Source organism: Anaerosalibacter bizertensis, from assembly GCF_009696605.1.
Lineage (GTDB): Bacteria > Bacillota > Clostridia > Tissierellales > Sporanaerobacteraceae > Anaerosalibacter > Anaerosalibacter bizertensis.
The window spans coordinates 94,499-118,716 of sequence record NZ_VULR01000004.1; the positions used below are offsets into that span (position 1 = coordinate 94,499).

Here is a 24,218-nt window from a genome sequence, read left to right on the forward strand (position 1 = left end):
GATGAAGGATGATTTTTATGTCAAGTAAGATACCTTTAGTTGTATTAGTAGGACCAACTGGCATAGGTAAAACGGAAATATCTATAAAATTAGCTAAAGAATTAAATGGAGAAATTATTTCGGCAGATTCTGCTCAAATATATAGACATATGAATATAGGAACTGCAAAGATTAAAGAAAAGGAAAAAGAAGGCATTCCTCACTATTTAATAGATATAGTTGATCCTGATAAAGAATTTACTGTAGCAGATTATAAAGAGATGGCTACTAAATGTATAGAAGATATCCATGGTAGAGGAAAGCTCCCAATGGTAGTTGGAGGTACAGGACTATATATAAATTCTTTAGTTTATGATTTGAATTTTATTGATGTAGCTCCAAATGATGATTTTAGAGAAAAATACAATAATTTGGCTGATAAATATGGAAATGAATATATATATAACAAGCTTAAAGAAATAGATCCCGATTCTACAAATAGAATTAATATAAGTGATAGAAAAAGAATAATACGTGCATTGGAAGTGTATAATGAAACAGGAAAGCCTATGTCAAAATATTACAAGAATTTTAGAAAATATAATGAAAATTATGATATAGCGATGGTTGGACTAACTATGAATAGAAAAAGGTTATATCAAAGAATCAATATTAGAGTAGATAAAATGATAGAAGAGGGATTGATAGAAGAAGTAAAAAATATTTTGAATATGAACTATAGTAAAGATCTCAATTCTTTAAAAGCTTTAGGATATAAAGAAATTATTTTTTATTTAAATGGTGAAAAGACTTTAGATGAATCTATAAACTTACTTAAAAGAGATACAAGACGATTTGCAAAAAGACAACTGACATGGTTTAGGAGAGATAGTAGAATTGAGTGGGTAGATTATGAGAATTTTAATAATAAGGATGAAATTATAAATTATATTATAAAGTATATAATTTATAAATTAAATTTAAATAACTAAAGGAGGGGAGAGTGTGAAAGGAAATATTAATCTACAAGATGTTTTTTTAAATAAAGCAAGAAAAGAAAGTATAGATATTACAATTTTTTTAGTTAACGGCTATCAATTGAAAGGCAATGTTAAAGGATTTGACAATTATACAATAATATTAGAAAGTGAAGGTAAGCAACAGCTTATCTATAAACATGCTATCTCTACAATTGTACCAAGTAAGTCTATTAATTATATAAACAAATTTAATGAAGAAGAATAGGCTTAGACAAATGTCTCTGATTGCTCAGAGGCTTTTGTTTTTAAATATTTTAGAAAAGGTGAAGACTATGAATATAGAAAAGGATACAATAAATTTTTTATGTAAACAATTTGACTTAAAAGAAGAAGTTATAAAATATGTAGAAGAAAAAGAGGAATTAATTGCAAAAAAAATTTTTAATATTAATAGAATTAAAGAATATAATCAATATAAAGTAATAGAAGCAATGCAGAGGGCTAAATTAAGCTCTACTGATTTTTATTGGACTACAGGATATGGATATGATGATATGGGAAGAGATAAAGTAGAAGAGATATATTCTTATGTGTTTAATACAGAAGACGCTTTAGTAAGGCCTACAATAGCTTCTGGCACCCATGCAATTACTTTAACTTTATCAGGAATATTAAGGCCTGGAGATGAATTGATATGTATTACTGGAAGTCCCTATGAAACTTTACAAAAGGTTATAGGAGTAAAAGGTGAGGAAAAAGGAACCTTTAGTGAATTTGGAATATCCTATAGAGAAATTCCTCTAGATAAAAATAATAATATAGATGTGGATAAGGTATTAGAAACAATTACAGAAAAAACTAAATTACTTTTAATACAAAGATCTACTGGATATAGTGATAGAAACGCTATAACTATAGAAGAAATAGCTAGATCTATTAAAAAAATAAAAGAAGTTTACAAAGATATAATAATCATGGTAGATAATTGCTATGGAGAATTTGTAGAAAAACAAGAACCTACAGATGTAGGTGCAGATATTATGGCAGGCTCTCTAATTAAAAACCCAGGAGGAGGACTTGCATTATCAGGAGGATATATAGTAGGAAATAAAGAATTGATAGAATTAGTAGCAAATAGAAGTACAGCCCCAGGACTTGGTAAAGATTGTGGGTTAACTTTTGGAATGACAAGAAATATATTACAAGGTTTATTTTTAGCGCCTCTTATTGTATCAGAGGCTGTAAAAGGAGCTTTGCTAATGGCCGCAGTATATAAAAGCTTAGGTTTTAAAGTTGTTCCAGATGTAGATGATCTTAGAAGTGATATTATACAAGGTATAGAATTTAATAGTAAAGAAAGGGTTGTAGAATTTTGTAAAGGTATACAAAGTGCTTCGGCAGTAGATTATTACTTTGCACCAGAACCTTCAGAAATGCCTGGATATGAAGATGAAGTAATAATGGCTGCTGGAGGATTTGTACAAGGTTCTTCTATTGAACTAAGCGCAGATGCTCCTATGAGAGAGCCTTATTATGCATATTACCAAGGCGGTCTTACTTATGAACACTGTAAATTAGGAGTAATGAAATCTTTAAATAATTTATATGAAAACGAGCTATTAAATAAGGATAATCTGATTTAAATCAGATTATCCTTATTTAATAGCTCGATATAATCCTATCACTTTACCTAAAATTTTAACATCTTTTGTAAATATAGGGGATATAGCTTCATTTTCTGGCTGTAATCTTATACAATTCTTTTCTTTAAAAAATCTTTTTACTGTTGCTTCATCATCTAATAACGCAACAATAATATCACCATTCTCAGCACTATTCTGTTGTTTAACTAAAACATAATCTCCATCAAGTATACCTGCACCTATCATACTTTCTCCTTGAATTTCTAACATAAATATAGGGCCTTTTTCGGCTATATCTAGAGGTATAGGGAAGGTTTCTTGTATATTTTCAACGGCAAGTATAGGTTGACCAGCAGTTACTTTTCCTATAATAGGTATGTCAACAGTTTTTTTAGGAGCAAATAAATAATCTTCATCTCTGTCTAAAATTTCGATAGCTCTCGGTTTAGTTGGATCTTTTCTAATATAGCCTTTTTCCTCTAATTTTTCTAAATGGCTATGAACAGTAGAAGTCGATTTTAAGCTAACACCACTACAAATTTCTCTTACAGAAGGAGGATAGCCTTTTCTTTGAATTTCATTTTTTATAAAATATAATATTTCAATTTGTTTCTGACTTAAATCTTCATACAATTTAAACACCTCACATAAGAATAGTATATAAAGTATACTTATATTCAAACATATATCTAAATTATATTAATTATAGCATAAAGAAAAAGACTTTTCAAACAAGAGTTCTTTTTTAGGAAAAAAGTATTGACATGGAACCTGTGTTCGTCTATAATAATAATTAAGGGAATCGAACTTATGTTTTGGAGGGGATTATAGTGAGGAAAAAGGTTAGAATAGTAAATTTCAAAAGATTTTTGCTATCAATTTTTTCTATTTTAACAATGATTGCTCTAATAACAGCTATGTTCTTAAATGATGGAAAAGCTTATAGCAGTGTATATGAAGAAAAATTTAATAAAGTAAAAATTAAAGAAGGGGATACTATATGGGAAATTGCACTAGAAAATAAACCTGAAGATTATGACACAAGAAAAATGGTTTTAGATATAATAGAGCTTAATAATTTAGAAAAAAGAAATATATATCCAGGAGATATTATTAAAGTCCCAATAAAAAATAAAGGTGATTAATCACCTTTATTTTTTTCTTTCTCAATATGAGAATGAGAAAGGGGGTTACTATTTACAGCTTCTCTTAATCTTTCATCATCAATATGTGTATATATTTGAGTTGTAGCAACATTTTCATGTCCTAATATATCTTGTAATGCTCTTATGTCTACATTACCGTATTTATACATTAGGGTAGCGGCAGTATGTCTAAGTTTATGCGTAGAGTAAATAGATGGATCGAGGCCAGTTTTTTCTAAATATTTATCTATCATATGTTGAACAGCTCTAGTGCTAATCCTGTTTTTTCTCTTACTCAAAAATAATGCTTTCTCATCTTTTGCATCTTTAGGTCTAATTTTTATATAATCATTAAGAGCTTCTTTACAAGCATCATTTAAATATATAGTTCTTTCTTTATTTCCTTTTCCTATTACAGTTAAAGTATCTTCTTTAATTTTATGTATATCAATACTTACCAACTCTGATAGTCTAAGACCACAATTTAAAAACAACGTTACAATAGCATAATCCCTTTTTCTAAATAGTTCATTAGGATTATTGCTAATCGTATCTAATAAAGATTTAGCTTGCTCCAAAGTTAAATATACAGGTTGTCTATTGTCAGTTTTCGGAAACTCTAAATTATTTGCTGGATTCTTTTCTATAAGATTGATTTTTGTATGGAGATAGTCAAAAAATGAGCGAATACTTGCAACCTTTCTAGCTTTAGCAGAGTTGCCATTGCCTCTATTTTTATCTACAAAGGAAATAAAAGCATGTAAGTCCTGTATAGTAACCCGTTTAATGAAATCTATATCTATATCATATATTTCGATTTCTTCTAAAGGAGTATTTTTTTCTACTAATCTGTATCTAATTTTTAAAAATCTAAGAAATATCCTTATGTCAAAGAAATATTCTTTAACTGTATTTGGAGATTTGCCTCTTATTGTTTCCATATAATTTAAATAATCTTCTAATATCAATGGAATATCATCCATATTATCACCACTTTCCATAATTTTCACATATGATTAGTCACAAAATGTTTATTTTGTGACTAATCATATAGTTCTACATATAATTTAAAAATCCTTCTTTAAATATAATTATTTTTATAAATCTAATACTTACAACCCTATATTAAATATCTCTTCTCTAAATATAATACAACTTACTATTGTTTCTAGAACTTCAATCCTAATCATACAGAAAAATAATAGTAAGTTAATTATAGAAAAAACTTAGTCATGAGTAAAAAATATGAAAGAATAATACTTAAACACTATATGTTATATATTAATTATAAAGTCTATCGATATATGAAATTAATTTAACCTATATTCTTTTAGCTATAAAACTCCTATTAACAAGCCAGCGATAAGTTTACATAATTATGTTATGTAAACTTATCGCTGGCTTGTCTTATTGTAAAAACTTATAATTAATATCTATTTTAGTTTTTTGCTCAATAATTAGCTTATTTGTTAGATGGTTTTTTAGAAAACTGTCGAATTTGATTTTAGGGACTTACAGAAGGTTTAAAGAGGTCTCTCTATCCTTGCATACAATTATATTCTAATCATACAAAACGCCTCTTAGAACTTAAATTATGAAGAGTTTTTAATCTAACTAGTTAACAAATAAATTATATTATTAATTTATTTGTTTTCTACTATCTTTTTAATTCTGCTTAATCCTTTTTCAATATTTTCTATAGATGTCGCATAAGATAATCTGATATAATCATCATCTCCAAAAGCAATACCAGGAACAACTGCAACCTTGCCTTCTTCTAATAAAAGATTGGCAAAATCTAAAGAACTATTTATTTCTACATTTTTGATTTTTTTGCCTTTAAGTTTTGTGAAGTTAACCATTACATAAAAAGCACCTTTAGGTTTTTTACAGCTTAGTCCGTTAATATTATTTATAGTATGTACCATGAAGTTTCTTCTTTCCTCAAAATGTTTTTTCATTTCTACTATACTAGATTGATCTCCTAATAATCCTTCAACACTTGCATATTGAGAAATTGAACAAGGATTTGAAGTAGTATGACTCTGAATATTACTCATAATCTTTGCGATTTTTTTATCTGCAGCTGCATATCCTATTCTCCACCCTGTCATTGCATAAGCTTTAGACATTCCATTTATAACGATAGCTATTTTTTTAATATCATCATTTATGGAAGCAATGCTTATATGTTCTTTTCCATCATATACTAATTTCTCATAAATTTCATCTGATATTACAAGTACATTATTTTTTACAGCCCAATCTGCAATTTCTTTTAATTCTTCTTCGTTATAAAAAGTACCTGTAGGGTTATTAGGGCTATTCAATATAATTGCCTTAGTTTTATTTGTTAGTGCATTATCTAAATCATTTATAGTATATTTAAAGTCATTTTCTTCTTTAGTTTTTATATATACTGGAATACCACCAGCAATTTTAATTAATTCTGGATAGCTTACCCAATAAGGCACAGATATAATTATTTCATCATTAGGATTTGTAATAGCCATTAAAGCATTATATATAGAGTGTTTAGCTCCGTTAGATATTATAATATTCTCAGGTGTATACGAAAGTCTATTATCTTTTTCAAACTTTTGACATATGGCTTCCTTCAATTCTATAATGCCAGATGCAGGAGTATATCTAGTTAAACCTTGTTTAATAGCATTAATTCCAGATTCAACTATATTATCAGGTGTATTAAAATCCGGCTCTCCTGCTCCAAAGCTAACTACATCTATCCCCTTAGCTTTCATTGATTTTGCCTTTGCTGTAATATCTAAAGTTAAAGATGGGGAAATTTTTAAACCTTTTTCTGATAATTTTAAATTCATGCTTCTACCTCCATTATTTAATACGATTTTATTTCTCATAACTACTATTTCTACATTTAAAGGTTTTTTCCTTTTTTAAATTATTAATTTTTATTAATCATCTATACCGTAAATATCTTTTAATACAGTTTTTATAATATATAAAGAATCTTCAAAGACTGACTTATACATTAGTAATATAACTTTATAATGCTCATATCCATCATCAGTAAGCCTATATCTTCTAATAGAACGCTTATCTGGCTCTTCCCACCATCCAACAACATACCCTTCTTCTTCTAAATCTCTTAACAATGGATATACCATTCCAGGGCTTGGTTCCCATTTGTTATTAAGTCTTAGTTTAATTTCATCAATTATTTCATTTCCATAATAACTTTTTTCTCTTAGTAAATGTAGTATATATAGCTTCACAAAAGAAGTAGTACTAATTTTAGAAGGAAATTGTCTATTTCTTTGACCTCTATAAGTTGACAACTTTAATCATTCCTTTCATTTTTGGTATATTATTAACATTTACATAGTAGTCCCCTAATAAATATTTTCCATTTACAAGTTTTCCATGACAATCTGAACCACCAGTTTTAATCATATCATATTTATTAGCTATATCCATCAGTTTTAAAAATTCCTCTCTTGAATGTTTAGAATGGATTATTTCCATCCCGTCAATACCTAATTTAATACAATAATATATTATTTCTTCCCTTTTAATAAGTCCAGGATGGGCTATAATAGCTATACCACCAATGTCATGTATTAAATTTATTGCATCTTCTATAGTTAGCTTATATCTTTTAACATAAGCTGGTTTCCCTTTATCTAAAAACTTTTCAAAAGCTTGATTAATATTTTTTACATATCCTTTTTTAATTAATGCTCTAGCAATATGAGGTCTACCAATTACATTTTGTTCTGAAAATTCTTCAACATCTGATAAAGTAATATCTATTCCTAATTTATTTAGATTTGCAATAATTTTCTTAGCCCTAATAACTCTTTCATATTGCAGCTTTTTCGTTAGATTTATTATATTAATTGAATTATATTCTATAAAATAACCTAATATATGAACATCTTCATCTTCATGTGTACAACTTAATTCTATACCTGGTATTATATGAAAACTTTCATATAATTTACTTCTTTCCATAGCTCTATAAATTCCTAATGTAGTATCATGATCAGTAATAGCTAAAGCTTTTAAATCTTTTTTTACTGCTAAATCTACAACTTGTTCCGGTGTCAAAAGTCCATCAGAGTAGATCGTATGTACATGTAGATCTGCTATCATATAAGAACACTCCTTTGAAAAATACTAGATACTTATAGTATAACATTTTAAAAGTTAAAAAAACCTGCCTTTTGGCAGGTTTTTCATTACTATCTTGGTTCTACAATTAATTTCATTGCTGTTCTTTCTTCACCGTCAATTTCAATGTCGGTAAATGCTGGTATACAAATAAGATCCATTCCACTTGGAGCAACAAATCCTCTAGCAATAGCAACTGCTTTAACAGCTTGGTTTAATGCCCCTGCTCCTATAGCTTGAATTTCAGCAGCACCCTTTTCTCTTAAAACTCCTGCTAGTGCTCCTGCAACAGAATTTGGACTTGATTTAGTTGCTACTTTTAATACATCCATTAAAATTAGCCTCCTATTTAATAAAATATTTTTATTTAAATAAAATACATCTCTAATATATATTCTACAAATAATAGAAAAATCCTTTATTTATAAGATATTTATAAAAATTCTGAAAAACAAGCTATATCTTAAAATTTTATTAATATAAAAAACCTGCCTTTTGGCAGGTTTTTCATTACTATCTTGGTTCTACAATTAATTTCATTGCTGTTCTTTCTTCACCGTCAATTTCAATGTCGGTAAATGCTGGTATACAAATAAGATCCATTCCACTTGGAGCAACAAATCCTCTAGCAATAGCAACTGCTTTAACAGCTTGGTTTAATGCTCCTGCTCCTATAGCTTGAATTTCAGCAGCACCTTTTTCCCTTAAAACTCCTGCTAGTGCTCCTGCAACAGAATTTGGACTTGATTTTGCTGATACTTTTAATACATCCATTAAAATAGCCCCCTCTACCTATATTATTTTATTTATATATTATATATATTCTTTATTCTACAAATAATAGAAAATTCCTCTTTTATTTTTGAAAAAATTTTAAAAATAATATGTTTTTTTCATTAGCTACCATAACATTCCGTTTATACAAACTATTTAGCATATTCTACAGCTCTAGTTTCTCTAATTACATTTACTTTTATTTGTCCTGGATAGTCAAGTTCAGCTTCAATTCTCTTTACTATTTCTCTTGCAGTATGCATTATTTCATCATCATTTATTAATTCTGGTTTGACCATTATTCTCACTTCACGACCTGCTTGTATAGCATAAGATTTTTCTATACCATCAAAAGAGTTAGCGATTTCTTCTAGTTTTTCAAGTCTTTTAATATATGCCTCTAGGGTTTCTCTTCTAGCACCTGGTCTAGCTGCTGAAATAGCATCGGCAGCTTGGACTAATACAGCTTCTACAGTTTGTGGCTCAATATCACCATGATGAGCCTCTATAGCATGAAGTATTTCCTTAGACTCTTTATATCTTCTAGCTAAATCCACACCAATTGCTACATGCGGACCTTCTACTTCATGATCTACAGCCTTGCCTATATCATGAAGTAGACCTGCTCTTTTAGCTACTCTTATATCAGCACCTAATTCAGCTGCCATGACTCCTGCTAAATGAGAAACTTCTATAGAATGTCTCAATACATTTTGTCCATAACTTGTTCTATATTTAAGCCTACCAAGTAACTTTATAAGCTCATGATGTAAGCCATGAACTCCAGTTTCAAAAGCTGCTTGTTCTCCTTCTTCACGTATAATATTATCTACTTCTTTTTTAGCTTTATCAACCATTTCTTCTATTCTTGCTGGATGAATTCTTCCATCTACAATTAATTTTTCAAGAGCAATTCTAGCTACTTCTCTTCTTATAGGATCAAAACCAGATAAAACTACAGCTTCAGGAGTGTCGTCTATTATTAGATCTATTCCAGTTAATGTTTCTAATGTTCTAATATTTCTACCTTCCCTTCCTATTATTCTACCTTTCATTTCATCATTTGGTAAAGGAACAACGGTAACGGTAGTTTCAGCTACATGGTCAGCAGCACACTTCTGAATAGCACAAGAGATAATTGCTCTTGCTTTTTTTTCTGCTTCTTCTTTTGCTCTATTTTCTGTTTCTTTAATCATTATAGCAGATTCATGAACAATTTCTTTCTTTATATCACTTAGTAAAAGTTCTTTTGCTTCTTCAGAAGTTAATCCAGACAATCTTTCAAGTTCTTCAACTTGCTTATCGTAGAGTTCTTCTATTAAACTTTCTTTTTGTTTTAACTCTCTAGCCTTTCTAGCTATAAGTTCCTCTTTTTTTTCTAAAGACTCACTTTTTCTATCTATGGTCTCTTCTCTATTAACTAATCTTCTTTCTAATCTTTGAAGCTCATTTCTTCTTTCTCTGTTTTCTTTCTCAATATCATTTCTTAGAATATGGATTTCTTCTTTGGCTTCAAGAAGAACTTCCTTTTTCTTAGTTTCTACTTCTCTCTTTCCATCACTTACTATTTTCTCTGCTATTTTCTCTGCATTATTAATTTTACCTTCGGCTATAGTCTTTCTTATATAAAAACCAACGATAATTCCTATAGCAGCACTTATAATTAGTTTAATTGGGTCAATAACACAGCACCTCCATTTCTATTAACTTTTCAAGTTCCATACCACATTCTCAATTAAATGATTCATGATAAAAATACAAACCGAGTAGTCTCGGTTTATAGAGTCTACATTTACGTATTGATATAACTTGCACACGATTTTATTTTATTACTTTTATATAGGTATGTCAAGTAATTAATTGGGAGTGACTTTCTCTACTTTACTTTCTGTTCCTTTTAATTGAACTCTATAAGAGTTTGTACTAACTGATGATAAATGATTATTATGAGTTACCATTATAATTTGCCTATCAAACATTTCAGAAGTTCTTTTTAGAAAATCTGCAACATTAAAAATGAAATCTTCACTAACATGTTTAGCAGGTTCATCTAATATTAATGGTCCCTGTATAAGTGGTTTATGCACCTGAAGAAAGGAAATCCTAAGCGCTAAAGAAATTATATCTACTACGCCTCCTCCTCTAGAAAGCTCTGGCTTAGTTTTTATGATGTTTTTTCCTTCTTTTGTAATAACATAAAATTCAGCATTAGGTTTCCCGTATAATTCTTCAATCTCAATTATAAATTCCATATTAGAGTCAAATATATATTGAAGACAATTAGAAACTATAACTTCAATTTGTTTTTTTGCTTGTTCCCTTGCATATTCAGAAGTTTTTTGAAGTAATATATTGACTTTTTCCAATACTTCTACATTTTTACTAATAGTAGATATATCTGCAGAAATATCTTTTATTTGCTCTAAAATTTTATCTCTTTTTCCAGACTCTCTTGATAAAAAGTTATTCATATATTCTATTTTGTTTTCTAAATCCGAATAATTTCCAATCATTGTCCATCACTTCTTTTCTAATATATCTTTTGGTAACATTTCATTAGCTTGTTTAAACAAATCATTTATTTCTTTAGTTAATTTTTCAATCTCTTCATCTAATTCATTAGGATTAACTCCTAATTCTTTTAATTCTTCAATAATTTCTTCTTGTTGCTTGTTTAATTGTTCCAATCTTGCTTCTGCTTTATATTTTAAAGACTTAGCTTTTTCAAGATCTTTTTTTAACACACCTAGTTCTTTTTCATAATTAGTCATTTCTATCCTCCCTAACTATAATTGTTTATTATTTCTTCTATGGTTTTATTATCTATTTTATGGAAACATACTGGACATACTTCAAATTGTTCTAATAATATTTTATATTCTTCAAGAAGTTTTTTTATTTGTAAATTTTCTTTTTCAATATTCTTCACAGTTGAATCTAATTCAGATTGAATAAATGAAGTTTTATTTTTTATATTTGCTAGAGTTAATAAATTAGATACTTTTGTTTCAAGATTATACAAAATACTATCTGCTTGATCTAATTTTGAGAACTTTTCCAAATAATTAAATCCATAAGTTGTCCTAATATAATTTTCATGAAATTTTTTCTTAATAGTTTTTAATTCCATAAGTCTTTTACTATATTCATATATGCTATAAGTTTTTGATTCTACAATATCAATATTTTCTAACTTATTTACAATATTATTGTTTACTATTATATTTTTTGCTATAGATTTATAGTTTGAATTTATATTTTCTAATCTTCTTTTCTTATATACTTTATCCTCTAATTCTATAATAAATTGACTCGTCTGATTTAAATTTTTAAGGGAATTTATTATATTTACATTATAACAAATACTTTTATTAATATCTAATAAGTGCTTTCGTTTATTATTCATAAAATTATATACTTTTACCTTTACATTTAAATCATTAGCAATATTTTCTACAACATCTACACTATTTAATTCACCAATTAACTTTTTTGTATTAGATATTTGTTTTTCTGTATCAACATATTTTAATTTTATATTTTTTAATTTCCCTACCTTTTCTTGTGATTCTTTTATTTTAATTTTTATTTCTTCCAATATTTTTACTTTTTTTTGTAGTTGTTCCAGATAATCATATTCCTTTAAATTCTCCTCTAATTTATTTAATTGTTCCGTCAGATTTCGTTTAGATAAATTTAAGTTTCTTATATCTTTTAAAGTATCTCCAACGGCATCGTCTACAATATGAACACCTACCAATCTCCCAATTGAATTGGCTCTTGTTGCAGTTTTTTCAGACAATAGGAAAGGTCCTTCTAATTGATCGCTTATATTTATAGAATTAGTTTGTTTGCCATCTAAATATACTTTTCTAATATTGGTTGCTTCTATTATTTCTTTAGGAACATTGGTCCCAAAGCCTTCAAAAATTTGCTCCTTATTTTCACTGTTATAAAGATAATATAAATTTTTACTTTTACTTTTATATCTTTTTATTTTAGTATTATCATTAAATACTATAGTTACACTACAATCATTTTCTCCTTCTCTTATGAAAAAATTCCCAGATGGTTCATTAAAAAGTGCCCATTTTATTCCTCTAATTATAGCACTTTTGCCTTGATCTGAAGGACCAACAATAACATTCAAACGTTCATCAAATTCTAGTTCTGTATATTTGTGAGATTGAAAATTTTCTAAAACTACTTTTTTAATATATTTCATTTTTTAATCATCTCCTAAATTCTTCATTTGAGAAGATGCAATCCTTTTTAATGCTTCTTCTTTTATATTTTCAGAAACACCTTCAGCTGTAGATACTTCCAGTAAGACTTCATTAATATCTAATTTTTCAAAATTAGTAGTTGAATCTATGGATTGTTTAAATTGAACTAATTTTTCATTTTTGAAAATAAAAGTTTCGATTTTTTCTCTATCTAATATCTCTTCTCCAGGCAATGCTGTTTCTAATGGGATAAGCTTTATATCTATATTATTATCTATTTCAATTAAAACTACCTCTGGAGTCCTTTCTATTTCTCTAAGACTATTAGTTATTCGAATTAAGCTACCTGGATTAATGAAGTATTTATTTTCTGATTTTATGATACCAAATCCTGAATGATAATGTCCAGAAAGGGTAATATCTGCTTTAGTAGATTTTATATCATCTATTAATGTGTAGGGTATCCCTTTTATAAAGGGCTTGTTTAACAGCATACCATGCACCATATGAATAGAATAATCAGCTTTGGGATCTACATCTTTTACAATATATTTACACAAACTATTTTTATCATCAATGTTATATGTATATGGCTGGCCTGTTAACTGTACTATGATATTATCTTTTTCTAAAAAAACCACTTCATTTTCATCTATTAAATTTATAATTTCTATAGAATTGAATAAACCTAGCATAGTTCTATTTATAGTATGGGGGTTATGCCCATATATATCATGATTTCCACAAATCATATATATAGGTACTTCAAATTTGTTCAATATAGAAGCAAATTTACTCACAATAGATACAGAAACATCTGGTCTATCAAATAAATCGCCTCCATGTAAAATATAATCCACATTATATTTCTTAGAAATTGATAATATTTCATAAAATTTTTTTTCTAGAGTTTCAACTAAATTATCCTTTCTATTTTTAGGTGTAGTGCCTCTTATATGTGTATCTGTAAAAAACAATATTTTCAAATATAAACACTCCCTTATATTAAAACCTCCTTATAGCTATAAGGAGGTTTTAATATTATTTTACTTATTTTTCTTTTTTTCAGGTTCAGTTACATTATCTTTCTTTTCTTTTGTATTTGTTAAACCATATTTTTCTCTAATCTTGTTTTCTATTTCTAGAGCTATTTTAGGGTTTTCTTTTAGAAAATCCTTGGAATTTTCCCTACCTTGTCCTAGTCTATGTTCACCATAACTATACCAAGAACCAGATTTATTGATAATTTCAGAAGCTGCTCCCACATCTAAAATATTTCCTTCTTTTGATATTCCCTCTCCATACATTATATCAAACTCTGCTTTCTTAAAAGGAGGAGCAACCTTGTTTTTAACAACCCTTACTCTCGTACGATTTCCTATTATATTGTCACCTTGTTTTATTGCTTCTATTCTTCTTACATCTAATCTTACAGAGGAATAGAATTTTAGTGCTCTTCCTCCAGTAGTCGTTTCAGGGTTTCCAAACATTACCCCTACTTTTTCTCTTAGTTGATTTATGAATATGGCAATAGTTTGAGATTTACTTATAGAACCTGATAATTTTCTTAAAGCTTGAGACATAAGCCTTGCTTGCAAACCTACGTGACTATCTCCCATTTCACCTTCTATTTCTGCTTTTGGAACTAGTGCAGCAACAGAGTCTACTACAACAATATCTATAGCACCACTTCTAACTAAAGCTTCTGCAATTTCTAGTGCTTGTTCTCCTGTATCAGGCTGAGATACAATAAGATTATCAATGTCCACACCTAATTTTTTTGCATAAGTAGGATCTAAGGCATGTTCAGCATCTATAAATGCAGCAATGCCACCTCTTTTTTGTGCCTCTGCTATAGCATGAAGAGCCACTGTTGTTTTACCTGAAGATTCTGGCCCAAATATTTCTATTACCCTTCCTTTTGGAAGACCGCCAATTCCTAAGGCTATGTCTAAGTCTAAAGAACCTGTTGGAATTACCTCAATGTTCATATGAACATTTTCCCCTAATTTCATTATAGAACCTTTACCAAACTGTTTTTCTATTTGATTTAAAGCAACATCTAATGCCTTTTGTTTGTCATTATTATCAACCATTTATACCCAGTTAAACTGGATTCACCACCTTTCAAATATTCGAACATAAGTTCCTAATACCTATTTTACATTATTTCAGTGGTATAGTCAATTATTAATTTCAAGTAAATATTTTCTTCCTTCTACAAAGACTTTATTTGCAGCTTTATTTTGTATATCTTGTCTACTGCCTGTAAAAATATTTTTTATAACATAAGATTTATCTTTACTTGCTAAGCCTATATAAACTAACCCAACTGGTTTATCTTTAGTTCCTCCAGTTGGACCTGCAATTCCAGTTATAGATAAAGCCATATCTACATTGGTTTTGTTTAATAGCCCTATAGACATCTCTTTTGCTGTCTCTTCACTTACAGCTCCATAAGTTTTCAATGTACTTTCCTTTACGTTTAACTCTTCAATTTTAGAATTATTGGTATAAGTAACTATTCCTCTTTCAAATACTTGGGAGGCTCCAGGGATAGCAGTAAATCTACTGGAGACTAAACCACCAGTACAAGATTCACAAAACGCTACTGTCATATGATTCTTTTTTAACTGCTTAAAAAAAACTTCTTCTATAGATTCATTATTATAACTATAGATATATTCTCCTAGTCTTTTATCAATTTCTTTTACTAAAGGATCAATTATTAAATCAATCTCTTTCTCATTTTTACCTTTCCCAGTTACTTGTATCTCTACTTGTCCCTGTTTTGCATAAGTAGCAATAGTTGGATTAGATTGTTCAATAACAAGGTCTTTAATCAGTTCTTCTAAAGAAGATTCTCCTATTCCCATGGTTCTTATAGTTTTTGATTTTATAATACTATCTTGTTTTAGCAAAGGAGCTGTATAGTTATTGAACATAGTTTTCATTTCAGTAGGAGGACCAGGCAATAGTATTATTTTTTTATCTTTCCAATTAAAAAAAACACCAGGTGCTGTTCCTATATCATTGTTTAAAACTTTACTATCTTTAATTATATAAGCTTGTTTTATATTGTTATCTGTCATTTTCATATTTCTTTTTTCAAAGTATTTTTTTATTTTTGCAAGATGAACATTATCAAGTTCTAAATCAACACCTAAAGTTTCAGAGACAACTTCTTTTGTTAAATCATCTTCAGTTGGTCCTAGACCTCCTGTATAAATAATTAAATCAGACCTATCAAGCGCTATTTTTGTAATTGTTTTAAGCCTATATACATTATCTCCAACAACAGTGTGATAAAATACATCAATTCCCAATTCAGCTAATTTTCTAGATAAAAAGCTAGCATTGGTATTTACAGTATTTCCAAGAAGTAATTCACTACCAACACTAATGATTTCAGATTTCATTTCTTCAACTCCTATCTATCTTTCTCCAGAATGTAAGACCTTCTTATTTTTATATATATAATCTACTCCTGATAATATTGTGAAGAATACTGCAAGATAAAGCATTATCCTATCAAAAGGAAAATTAATTAATTTGAAAGGATAGTTATTAAATAATATTGCGATTACAGCTACCAATTGGGTTATTGTTTTTATTTTACCTAATTTGCTTGCAGCAATAGTAATTCCTTCTGAAGCAGCAATAACTCTTAATCCTGTTATAGCAAATTCTCTTGCAATAATGACTATAACCATCCATGCAGGTACTTTTGACATTTCTACTAAAGAAATCAAAGCTGCAGAAACCAATAACTTATCAGCTAGTGGATCCATAAATTTACCAAAATTAGTTACCTGATTTCTACTTCTAGCTATATATCCATCTAAAGTATCTGTAAGAGATGCTATTATGAATATTACTGCTGCTATATACTGTCCATTACTTACATCTGTAAGTAAGAAAAACATAAAAATTGGAATTAAAACAACTCTAAATAGTGTTATCTTGTTGGCTAGATTCATTTATAATCGCCCCCATTAAATCATATTCTAAATAGTCAGCAATATTTATATTTATAAAACTACCTATATCTACTTTATCACTGCTATTAAAATAAACAAGTCCATCTATTTCAGGACTATCCATATAAGTTCTTCCTATATATACTCCATCGTCTACTTCTTCTTCAATTAGAACTTTATAAGTTTTTCCAACCTTTTTTCTATTGAAATCTAATGATATACTTTTTTGTAATTTCATTAACTTATCTTTTCTTTGGTTTTTAGTATCTTCATCTATTTGATCTTCAAAATTATATGCAGTTGTTCCTTCTTCCCGGGAATAAGTAAATACACCTAACCTATCAAATTTAATTTTATTAATATAATCATATAATTCATTGAAATCTTCTGCAGTTTCTCCTGGAAATCCTACAATTATTGTAGTTCTAATAACAATGTCTGGGATTTCAAATCTTAATTTTTGTATTAATTTAGTAATATCTTGTTTATTAGTTTTTCTATTCATTCTTTTTAAAACTTTATCACTTATATGTTGAATAGGGATGTCCAAGTATTTAACTACTTTTTCATTTTCTTTAATAGCTTTTATTAGTTCATCATTAAAATTATCAGGATACATATATAAAAGTCTGATCCATTCTATTTTTTCAATTTTGTTTAGTTCTTTCAATAAATATGGTAGTTTATATTCACCATATAAATCGATTCCATAATCTGTTGTATTTTGTGCTATTATTATTATTTCTTTAACCCCTTTATTTGCTAAAGATTTAGCTTCTGAAACAATATCTTCTACCTTCCTACTTCTATATTTACCACGAAGTTTCGGTATTATGCAATAAGAACAATAATTATTACATCCTTCAGAAATTTTTATATAAGCAGTATGATTATAATTTGTTCTCTCTACTTTTTCTATATATTCATTATTTATGTTTCCAACCTTTACAATTCTATTCTTCGTTTTTAATTCTTCAATTAGATTAACTATTTCTTTTATATTTCCTGTTCCTACAATACCATCTACATAAGGTATTTCATCTAATAATTCTTTCCAGTACCTTTCAGCTAAACAGCCTGCCAAAATAATATATTTACAATTTCCATACTCTTTATATTTGCACATTTCCCAAATAATTTCTATAGATTCTTTCTTTGCTTCATTAATAAAGCCACATGTATTTATTATTATTATGTCCGCTTTATCAAGTTCTTTTGTTATAGAATAATTATTATCAATCAAAATACTAGTCATTAAATCTGAGTCTATTTCATTCTTTGAACAACCTAAAGTTACTACAGCTATATTTTCAATATTCACAACTATAAACACCTCTTTATTCTGAATTAAGATTTTCCTTATCAATTAGCACCTTCCTTGGTTTACTACCTTCATATCCACCAACAATTCCTCTTTCCTCCATTTCATCTATAAGACGTGCAGCTCTTGCATATCCAATTCTTAATTTCCGTTGGAGCAATGAAATAGAGGCCTGTTCTTCTTCAATAACTAAATTTATAGCATCAGGAAGCAATTCATCTCCATTATTTTTACTAGAAACCCTTTTATTTTGTATAGAATCTAATATTTCTTCATCATACTCTATATCATTTTGTTCTTTTAAAAAACTTACCACTTCCATAACTTCCTCATCATCAACAAAAGCACCTTGAACTCTCAGCGGCTTAGAAAAATTTGAAGGATAAAAAAGCATATCTCCTTTACCTAACAGTTTTTCTGCGCCTCCCATATCTAAAATAGTTCTAGAGTCTGCTTGAGATGTCACTGCAAAAGAAATTCTGGAAGGTATATTAGCTTTAATAGTGCCGGTAATTATGTCTACTGATGGTCTTTGAGTAGCAACTATTAAATACATTCCTGCAGCCCTTGCCATCTGTGCTAACCTACAGATATAATCTTCAATTTCTTGAGCAGATACCATCATTAAATCTGCTAATTCATCAATGATTATAACTATTTGTGGTAAGGTTTCTGCTTCTTCATTATCCTTAATTTTATTATTATAACTATGAATATCTCTTACATTGTTTTTAGCAAATATTTTATATCTTCTAGTCATCTCCTCTACTGCCCAGTTTAATGCATTTCTAGCTTTCTTAGCCTCTGTTACAACTGGAATCAGTAGATGTGGTATACCATTGTAAACATTTAATTCTACAACTTTAGGATCTATTAAAATTAACTTCACATCATCTGGAGTAGATTTATATAATATACTCATAATAATAGTATTTATACATACACTTTTACCTGAGCCTGTAGCTCCTGCAATAAGTAGGTGAGGCATCTTTGCCATATTAGTTATTATTGGTTTTCCAGCTATGTCTTTCCCTAAAGCCAAAGGAGTCTTTGTATCAATATTTTTATATTCATCTGACATTAGGATTTCCTTTAAAGATACACTTACCTTGTTTTTATTAGGTACTTCTATACCTACTGCTGCTTTTCCAGGTATAGGTGCTTCTATTCTAACATCAGATGTAGCTAAATTTAAAGCTATATCATTAGATAGATTTACAATTTTACTTACTTTAACTCCTGGGGCAGGTTGAAGTTCATAACAAGTAATAGTAGGTCCTTTACTTATTTGAACTATATCTGCTTGAATTCCAAAATTCTCCATAGTTTCTTCTATTTTTTTTGCATTTGTTAAAACTTCTTTTTTGTCATCAGAATCCCTTTCATTACTTCTGTTTTTTAATAACTCTAATGTTGGAAGTTTATAATTATTTATAGATTCTTCAGTATTAGAAATTGTATTTTTTGTTTTAGATTTTTTACTTTCTAGTCCATTGATTTTTTCGTTATTTTTATTATTATAATCCAATATTTTTATTTTTTCATTTCTTTTTTTATTAGATTTTACTTTTTGCTTTTTTTCTACTTTATTTAAAGTATTATTAGTATTATTTTTTTTAGTATTATCTTTTTCAAACTTAGAAAGTTTTAATTTATCATTTATTTTTTTAAAAAAATTTCCTACTTCTATTTCTGTTATTAATAAGAAATTAACTAATATAATAAGCAGCAATATTATATTAGAGCCTAAAGAACCAAATAACTTAAAGAAAATATATCCAAAGAAAGCACCTATAATTCCTCCACCTAATCCACTTTGACTATATTCAAAAGCAAGACTTATTTGTTCTTTAAAGGAGCCTGCTTTTGTTTTATTAATATCTAAAATAGTTATAAAACATAAAAAAATTATTAATAAAAATATTGATTTTTTATCTTCAGATATATCTGTTCTATTGATTATAAGCCATAATCCTATAAATACAATTATTAATGGAAATATATAGCCTCCAAAACCCATTAAAGTTAAATACGTGTTTTTTAATAAAGCCCCTACTAATCCCATTTTATTACTAAATAAACTTAAAATAGAGAGAATTCCTAGGGATATTATAACTATCCCTATTACCTCTCTATTATTTTTGCTTTTTTTCTTTTTCAAACTAACCACCTCTAGAATTATTTCTACAGATGATTTTAAAATCCTCTTTATTTAAAACATCTGAGTAAATAATAATATTATTCCTAAAGCCCATAGATAATAAGAAAAATAATATAATTTTTCATTTTCTAGTAGCTTAATCAATATTCTTATTGAAATAACGCCTACAATTGTAGAAACAATTACTCCCACTACTAAAGGAGCAGAAAATTGGGTTTGGCTTCCTGTATCTATAACCTCTTTTATTCCTAATAATCCAGCACCAAAAGTCGCTGGCAATGCAAGTAGAAAAGAAAACTCTGTTGCTAACTTTCTGTTTAAGCCTCTAAATAAACCACCAGCTATAGTTGAACCAGATCTAGATATACCTGGAGCTATAGCAGCTCCTTGAAAAATTCCTATTAATATAGAGTCAATAAAATTCATATCTTTTATATCTTTATTTCCTCTAGATTTTTTATCAACAAACCATAAAATAAATCCTGTTATTAAAAAAGCAATACTAATAGCTAAAATAGAATTATACAATTTTTCAAAAGTATCTTTGAACACTAAGCCTATTATAGCAGTAGGAATGCTACCTAAAATTATAAGAATAGCCATCTTTTGATATATGTTAGTAACTCTGATTTTTTTGTTTTTTATACCTTGTCCTAACATTTTAAAGAATTCAGCTATTATTTTTATAATATCATTAAAGTACACTATGAAAATAGAAATTAATGTACCAAAATGAAGCATCTCAGTAAAAAATAAATTTCCTTCTTTTATACCAAAGAAATTTTGCAAAACCACCAAATGTCCTGAACTACTAATTGGCAAAAATTCAGTAATACCTTGAAATATTCCTAAAACTATTGCTTGCAAAAAAGTCAAAAAAATCCCCCCTTAAAAGTATTCATTTGCTTATTTTATTATAGCATAATATGGTTTGTTATACTATATTCTTTAATTAATAGAAATCTAGAATAGACTCTTAAGTTTGTTCAATGCTTTACTAAATCCACCAACATCATCTATTAAACCATATTCTACAGCTTCTTGCCCAATAAGTATAGTTCCCACATCATTAGCAATTTCATCAGTCGCATACATTAGCTCCATTAAAACCTTTCTATCTATTTTTGATGTTCTTAATATAAAATCTATAATTCTTTGCTGCATTTTTTCGAAATATCTAAAGGTTTGAGGTCCACTTATTACTAATCCAGTAGTTCTTATTGGATGAATAGTCATAGAAGCAGAAGGAACTATAAAAGAATAATCAGAAGCAGTAGCTAAAGGAACACCTATACTATGACCACCTCCAAGGACTAAAGATACAGTAGGTTTATCGATACTATTTATCATTTCTGCTAATGCAAGACCAGCTTCTACATCGCCACCTATAGTATTTAACATAATAAATATTCCCTTTATATTTGGATCTTCCATAGCTGCAATTAATAGTGGAATTATATGCTCATATTTTGTAGCTTTTTTTTGAGGGGGAGAAACATTATGGCCTTCAATTTCACCTATTATAGTTAGAAATTGTATATTTTTAGGGATATTTTTACTATCTGATTGTTTCTCAGTACCCAACTCTATAATGCTTTCAATTTCTTCTTCATTGTTTTTATCTTTATCATTATTTAAATTTAAAAAGCTCATAAAATACTACCTCCATTTTTATATCAATAATCTCTTTTAGTTTCTGCTTTTTATTTAAAAATATGCTAAATAAATAAAAGTAATAAAAAAATATAATTATCTTTGGGTACCCAAAGATAATTATATTTTTTTATTTATATAATTTAAATTCTTCATGTAAAGCAGTTAAAGCTTTATTGGTATCCTTCTCTTCTATTAGACACCAAATAGTGCTATGTGAGTCAGAGGTTTGCAGTATTTTTATTCCTTTTTTTGATAAAGCTTTAACTATTCTAGCCATCACTCCTGGTATCCCTTGCATTTTATAACCTATGGCGCTTAACTTACAGCAGTTTTTAATTAATTTATAATTATATTTGCCTTTTTTTAATATGGATTCAACTACTTTTAAATCTTCTTTATCAATAGTGAATATTTTTTTATCAATAAAAAAGTTTATAAGATCAATACTTATATTATTAGAAGTCAATTCTTCCATCAATTTTTCAGTATTATCTTCTTCCGTATCCATATAAATTATGACTTGTATTCTATCCTTTTTATATGTTATTGCAGTAATAACTTTTTCATTTTCAAAATTTTTTTTGCCATTTAAGATTAATGTTTCAGTACTTTCTATAGTGGTACCTTGTTTGTCCGAAAAAGTATTTTTTATTTTTATAGGAATATTATATTTTTGAGCTATTTCTACAGCTTTAGGATGTATTATTTTTGCTCCATCTTCAGCTAGTTGATAGACTTCCGAATAACCCATTGTTTCTAAGGAACGAGCATTGGGCACAATATTTGGATCTGCAGTCATTATACCATCTACATCAGAATAAATTTCTACCCATTTACTATCTAGAGCTTTTCCTAAGGCTACAGCACTAATATCGCTACCGCCTCTACCTAAAGTTGTTATTTCTCCCTCTTTAGTAGCACCCTGGAAACCAGCGACTATTACAATATAATTATTCTTTAAACTTTCCCTAATCTTATTAGGTTCAATTTCAATAATTTTAGCTTTTCCAAAATCTTTATTCGTCTTTATCCCTGCTTGATATCCTGTATATACAATAGACTTATATCCATTCTCACTTAAAGCATTAGATAATACTACTGCAGATATGATTTCTCCACAAGATAAAATCATATCTAACTCTCTTTTAGAAATGGAATTTTTATTTATTAAATCAATCAATGAATCAGTAGAATAAGGATTTTCTTTTCTTCCAATTGCAGACACTACTACAACTACATTATAACCTTTTTTATGTTTTTCTATAATTTTAGATACAACTTTTTCTCTGCTTTCTTTCGTAGCTAAGGAAGTTCCACCATATTTTTGAACTATTGTTTTCATTGTAGCTTTCACCTCTAATTCTATTTGTCTCTAGTTTTATAATATGGATCGACTAAAAGTTTGTGACATTTTTTAATAATCTTCTATTTCTACTATTATCATATCATCTCCTACTTTTTTAATTGAATCCCAAGGAATCTCTATTTCTTCTTTTTCTCCAAACAACTTGAATTGCACTCTTTTATCTGGAAGTAACAATGATATAATCTTACCAGTATTTTCATCTATTATGACGTCTGAGTCTGCTATCATCCCTAGTCTTCCGCCATCATTTAAGTTTACAATTTCTTTTCCCCCTAATTCGCTTAACAGCATTTTAATACCTCCAGTTTAGTTTTTTAATATGTTATAGTATTTATATTCTTTTTTTATTTAATATATTACCGTTATCACCTATGATAAAATCTATTATGACTTTTAATATCCTGTATGTCCAAAACCTCCAGTTCCTCTCTCCGTACTATTTAAAGAATCTACTTCTATAAAATTAACTTTTTCGTATTTTGTAAAAACTAACTGAGCTATTCTATCTCCTCTTTTTATAATAAAATCTTCATTACTTAGATTAATAAGAATAACTTTAATTTCACCTCTATAATCACTATCTATAGTACCTACAGCATTAGCCAAAGTAATGCCATGTTTTAGTGCTAAACCACTTCTAGGTCTAACTTGTCCTTCATAACCTGAAGGAATGGAAACAGATATTCCTGTAGGTACTAATATTCTCTCTAAAGGCTTTAAAACTTCTTGTGATTTAATATTTGCATATAAATCAACTCCTGCAGAACCTTCTGTTTTATATTTAGGTAGAGGAAAGGGACTTTTATTTATTATTTTTATTTGCATTTTTATCACC

At 28.1% G+C, this 24,218-nt stretch carries 26 protein-coding genes; 4 read left to right on the top strand and 22 right to left on the bottom strand.

Annotation, left to right across the window (positions count from 1 at the left end; translation table 11 throughout):
• Nucleotides 1–17: 17 nt before the first annotated feature.
• The 3 genes from miaA (at nt 18) to FYJ27_RS04235 (ending at nt 2,602) form a co-directional block, all read left to right on the top strand.
• Nucleotides 18–971 (top strand): tRNA (adenosine(37)-N6)-dimethylallyltransferase MiaA, encoded by a 954-nt coding sequence (gene miaA / locus FYJ27_RS04225; protein WP_154483590.1) that lies wholly within the window; start codon nt 18–20, stop codon nt 969–971.
• A 13-nt stretch (nt 972–984) separates the two neighbouring features.
• Complete coding sequence (gene hfq, locus FYJ27_RS04230) at nt 985–1,224, top strand: RNA chaperone Hfq (protein ID WP_226808218.1); 240 nt, start codon at nt 985–987, stop codon at nt 1,222–1,224.
• A gap of 67 nt (nt 1,225–1,291) precedes the next feature.
• On the top strand, nt 1,292–2,602 hold the full coding sequence (locus tag FYJ27_RS04235) for a methionine gamma-lyase family protein (RefSeq protein ID WP_154483592.1): 1,311 nt from the start codon (nt 1,292–1,294) through the stop codon (nt 2,600–2,602).
• Between the two features lie 12 nt (nt 2,603–2,614).
• Here FYJ27_RS04235 and lexA read toward each other — a convergent pair whose 3' ends face one another.
• Complete coding sequence (lexA, locus tag FYJ27_RS04240; protein ID WP_154483594.1) at nt 2,615–3,235, bottom strand: transcriptional repressor LexA; 621 nt, start codon at nt 3,233–3,235, stop codon at nt 2,615–2,617.
• 197 nt (nt 3,236–3,432) lie between these two features.
• Between lexA and FYJ27_RS04245 the strand changes: the two genes are divergently transcribed.
• Nucleotides 3,433–3,747, top strand: coding sequence for a LysM peptidoglycan-binding domain-containing protein (locus FYJ27_RS04245; protein ID WP_154483596.1), 315 nt, complete (start codon nt 3,433–3,435; stop codon nt 3,745–3,747).
• On the opposite strand, the gene FYJ27_RS04250 is transcribed toward FYJ27_RS04245, so the two are convergent.
• From FYJ27_RS04250 to dut, 21 genes are all read right to left on the bottom strand, one after another.
• Entirely contained in the window at nt 3,744–4,730 is a 987-nt protein-coding gene (locus FYJ27_RS04250) for a tyrosine recombinase XerC (protein WP_226808613.1), read from the bottom strand. The genes FYJ27_RS04245 and FYJ27_RS04250 overlap by 4 nt on opposite strands.
• Before the next feature lie 660 nt (nt 4,731–5,390).
• Nucleotides 5,391–6,587, bottom strand: coding sequence for a pyridoxal phosphate-dependent aminotransferase (locus FYJ27_RS04255; RefSeq protein WP_154483600.1), 1,197 nt, complete (start codon nt 6,585–6,587; stop codon nt 5,391–5,393).
• Between the two features lie 93 nt (nt 6,588–6,680).
• Entirely contained in the window at nt 6,681–7,064 is a 384-nt protein-coding gene (locus FYJ27_RS04260) for a PadR family transcriptional regulator (protein ID WP_154483602.1), read from the bottom strand.
• Complete coding sequence (locus tag FYJ27_RS04265) at nt 7,051–7,881, bottom strand: PHP domain-containing protein (protein WP_154483604.1); 831 nt, start codon at nt 7,879–7,881, stop codon at nt 7,051–7,053. Before FYJ27_RS04265 ends, FYJ27_RS04260 begins: the two co-directional genes overlap by 14 nt.
• Before the next feature lie 89 nt (nt 7,882–7,970).
• Nucleotides 7,971–8,231 carry a stage V sporulation protein S gene (locus tag FYJ27_RS04270; RefSeq protein WP_154483606.1) on the bottom strand — a complete coding sequence of 87 codons (261 nt, stop codon included), beginning with the start codon at nt 8,229–8,231 and terminating at the stop codon, nt 7,971–7,973.
• Between the two features lie 181 nt (nt 8,232–8,412).
• On the bottom strand, nt 8,413–8,673 hold the full coding sequence (locus FYJ27_RS04275) for a stage V sporulation protein S (protein ID WP_042681832.1): 261 nt from the start codon (nt 8,671–8,673) through the stop codon (nt 8,413–8,415).
• A 152-nt stretch (nt 8,674–8,825) separates the two neighbouring features.
• A complete protein-coding gene (rny, locus tag FYJ27_RS04280) occupies nt 8,826–10,355 on the bottom strand; it encodes a ribonuclease Y (RefSeq protein ID WP_326831034.1) in 1,530 nt (509 codons plus the stop codon).
• A gap of 174 nt (nt 10,356–10,529) precedes the next feature.
• Nucleotides 10,530–11,186 (bottom strand): AAA family ATPase, encoded by a 657-nt coding sequence (locus tag FYJ27_RS04285; RefSeq protein WP_154483608.1) that lies wholly within the window; start codon nt 11,184–11,186, stop codon nt 10,530–10,532.
• Between the two features lie 6 nt (nt 11,187–11,192).
• Nucleotides 11,193–11,444 carry a hypothetical protein gene (locus tag FYJ27_RS04290; protein ID WP_154483610.1) on the bottom strand — a complete coding sequence of 84 codons (252 nt, stop codon included), beginning with the start codon at nt 11,442–11,444 and terminating at the stop codon, nt 11,193–11,195.
• A gap of 11 nt (nt 11,445–11,455) precedes the next feature.
• Nucleotides 11,456–12,898: an AAA family ATPase gene (locus tag FYJ27_RS04295; protein WP_154483612.1), complete on the bottom strand. Its 1,443-nt coding sequence runs from the start codon at nt 12,896–12,898 to the stop codon at nt 11,456–11,458.
• Between the two features lie 3 nt (nt 12,899–12,901).
• Nucleotides 12,902–13,885 (bottom strand): metallophosphoesterase family protein, encoded by a 984-nt coding sequence (locus FYJ27_RS04300; protein WP_154483614.1) that lies wholly within the window; start codon nt 13,883–13,885, stop codon nt 12,902–12,904.
• Between the two features lie 60 nt (nt 13,886–13,945).
• Complete coding sequence (gene recA, locus FYJ27_RS04305; protein WP_154483616.1) at nt 13,946–14,995, bottom strand: recombinase RecA; 1,050 nt, start codon at nt 14,993–14,995, stop codon at nt 13,946–13,948.
• Between the two features lie 87 nt (nt 14,996–15,082).
• Nucleotides 15,083–16,318 carry a competence/damage-inducible protein A gene (locus FYJ27_RS04310; RefSeq protein WP_154483618.1) on the bottom strand — a complete coding sequence of 412 codons (1,236 nt, stop codon included), beginning with the start codon at nt 16,316–16,318 and terminating at the stop codon, nt 15,083–15,085.
• Nucleotides 16,319–16,333: 15 nt separating this feature from the next.
• Nucleotides 16,334–16,879: a CDP-diacylglycerol--glycerol-3-phosphate 3-phosphatidyltransferase gene (pgsA, locus tag FYJ27_RS04315; protein WP_154483620.1), complete on the bottom strand. Its 546-nt coding sequence runs from the start codon at nt 16,877–16,879 to the stop codon at nt 16,334–16,336.
• Nucleotides 16,848–18,245, bottom strand: a complete 1,398-nt coding sequence (gene rimO, locus FYJ27_RS04320) for a 30S ribosomal protein S12 methylthiotransferase RimO (RefSeq protein ID WP_154483622.1) — start codon at nt 18,243–18,245, stop codon at nt 16,848–16,850. The genes pgsA and rimO overlap by 32 nt, the downstream gene beginning before the upstream one ends.
• On the bottom strand, nt 18,217–20,370 hold the full coding sequence (locus FYJ27_RS04325; RefSeq protein ID WP_326831031.1) for an FtsK/SpoIIIE family DNA translocase: 2,154 nt from the start codon (nt 20,368–20,370) through the stop codon (nt 18,217–18,219). Before FYJ27_RS04325 ends, rimO begins: the two co-directional genes overlap by 29 nt.
• A 42-nt stretch (nt 20,371–20,412) precedes the next feature.
• Nucleotides 20,413–21,237 (bottom strand): undecaprenyl-diphosphatase UppP, encoded by an 825-nt coding sequence (uppP, locus tag FYJ27_RS04330; RefSeq protein ID WP_154483624.1) that lies wholly within the window; start codon nt 21,235–21,237, stop codon nt 20,413–20,415.
• A gap of 87 nt (nt 21,238–21,324) precedes the next feature.
• Complete coding sequence (locus FYJ27_RS04335) at nt 21,325–22,014, bottom strand: ClpP family protease (RefSeq protein WP_154483626.1); 690 nt, start codon at nt 22,012–22,014, stop codon at nt 21,325–21,327.
• A 130-nt stretch (nt 22,015–22,144) separates the two neighbouring features.
• On the bottom strand, nt 22,145–23,359 hold the full coding sequence (gene dapG / locus FYJ27_RS04340) for an aspartate kinase (RefSeq protein WP_154483628.1): 1,215 nt from the start codon (nt 23,357–23,359) through the stop codon (nt 22,145–22,147).
• 72 nt (nt 23,360–23,431) lie between these two features.
• Nucleotides 23,432–23,674, bottom strand: a complete 243-nt coding sequence (locus FYJ27_RS04345) for a YlmC/YmxH family sporulation protein (RefSeq protein WP_154483630.1) — start codon at nt 23,672–23,674, stop codon at nt 23,432–23,434.
• Nucleotides 23,675–23,776: 102 nt separating this feature from the next.
• A complete protein-coding gene (gene dut, locus FYJ27_RS04350; RefSeq protein WP_154483632.1) occupies nt 23,777–24,208 on the bottom strand; it encodes a dUTP diphosphatase in 432 nt (143 codons plus the stop codon).
• Nucleotides 24,209–24,218: the final 10 nt, after the last annotated feature.

What these genes read in the sequence shown, in the direction of transcription:
- FYJ27_RS04290 (WP_154483610.1), bottom strand. Translation starts at nt 11,444, where the DNA reads ATGACTAATTATGAAAAAGAACTAGGTGTGTTAAAAAAAGATCTTGAA.
- dapG (WP_154483628.1), bottom strand. Translation starts at nt 23,359, where the DNA reads ATGAAAACAATAGTTCAAAAATATGGTGGAACTTCCTTAGCTACGAAA.
- FYJ27_RS04345 (WP_154483630.1), bottom strand. Translation starts at nt 23,674, where the DNA reads ATGCTGTTAAGCGAATTAGGGGGAAAAGAAATTGTAAACTTAAATGAT.
- FYJ27_RS04265 (WP_154483604.1), bottom strand. Translation starts at nt 7,881, where the DNA reads ATGATAGCAGATCTACATGTACATACGATCTACTCTGATGGACTTTTG.
- FYJ27_RS04335 (WP_154483626.1), bottom strand. Translation starts at nt 22,014, where the DNA reads ATGAGCTTTTTAAATTTAAATAATGATAAAGATAAAAACAATGAAGAA.
- miaA (WP_154483590.1), top strand. Translation starts at nt 18, where the DNA reads ATGTCAAGTAAGATACCTTTAGTTGTATTAGTAGGACCAACTGGCATA.
- FYJ27_RS04275 (WP_042681832.1), bottom strand. Translation starts at nt 8,673, where the DNA reads ATGGATGTATTAAAAGTATCAGCAAAATCAAGTCCAAATTCTGTTGCA.
- dut (WP_154483632.1), bottom strand. Translation starts at nt 24,208, where the DNA reads ATGCAAATAAAAATAATAAATAAAAGTCCCTTTCCTCTACCTAAATAT.
- FYJ27_RS04270 (WP_154483606.1), bottom strand. Translation starts at nt 8,231, where the DNA reads ATGGATGTATTAAAAGTAGCAACTAAATCAAGTCCAAATTCTGTTGCA.
- recA (WP_154483616.1), bottom strand. Translation starts at nt 14,995, where the DNA reads ATGGTTGATAATAATGACAAACAAAAGGCATTAGATGTTGCTTTAAAT.
- FYJ27_RS04285 (WP_154483608.1), bottom strand. Translation starts at nt 11,186, where the DNA reads ATGATTGGAAATTATTCGGATTTAGAAAACAAAATAGAATATATGAAT.
- FYJ27_RS04310 (WP_154483618.1), bottom strand. Translation starts at nt 16,318, where the DNA reads ATGAAATCTGAAATCATTAGTGTTGGTAGTGAATTACTTCTTGGAAAT.
- FYJ27_RS04235 (WP_154483592.1), top strand. Translation starts at nt 1,292, where the DNA reads ATGAATATAGAAAAGGATACAATAAATTTTTTATGTAAACAATTTGAC.
- FYJ27_RS04255 (WP_154483600.1), bottom strand. Translation starts at nt 6,587, where the DNA reads ATGAATTTAAAATTATCAGAAAAAGGTTTAAAAATTTCCCCATCTTTA.
- FYJ27_RS04250 (WP_226808613.1), bottom strand. Translation starts at nt 4,730, where the DNA reads ATGGATGATATTCCATTGATATTAGAAGATTATTTAAATTATATGGAA.
- FYJ27_RS04295 (WP_154483612.1), bottom strand. Translation starts at nt 12,898, where the DNA reads ATGAAATATATTAAAAAAGTAGTTTTAGAAAATTTTCAATCTCACAAA.
- pgsA (WP_154483620.1), bottom strand. Translation starts at nt 16,879, where the DNA reads ATGAATCTAGCCAACAAGATAACACTATTTAGAGTTGTTTTAATTCCA.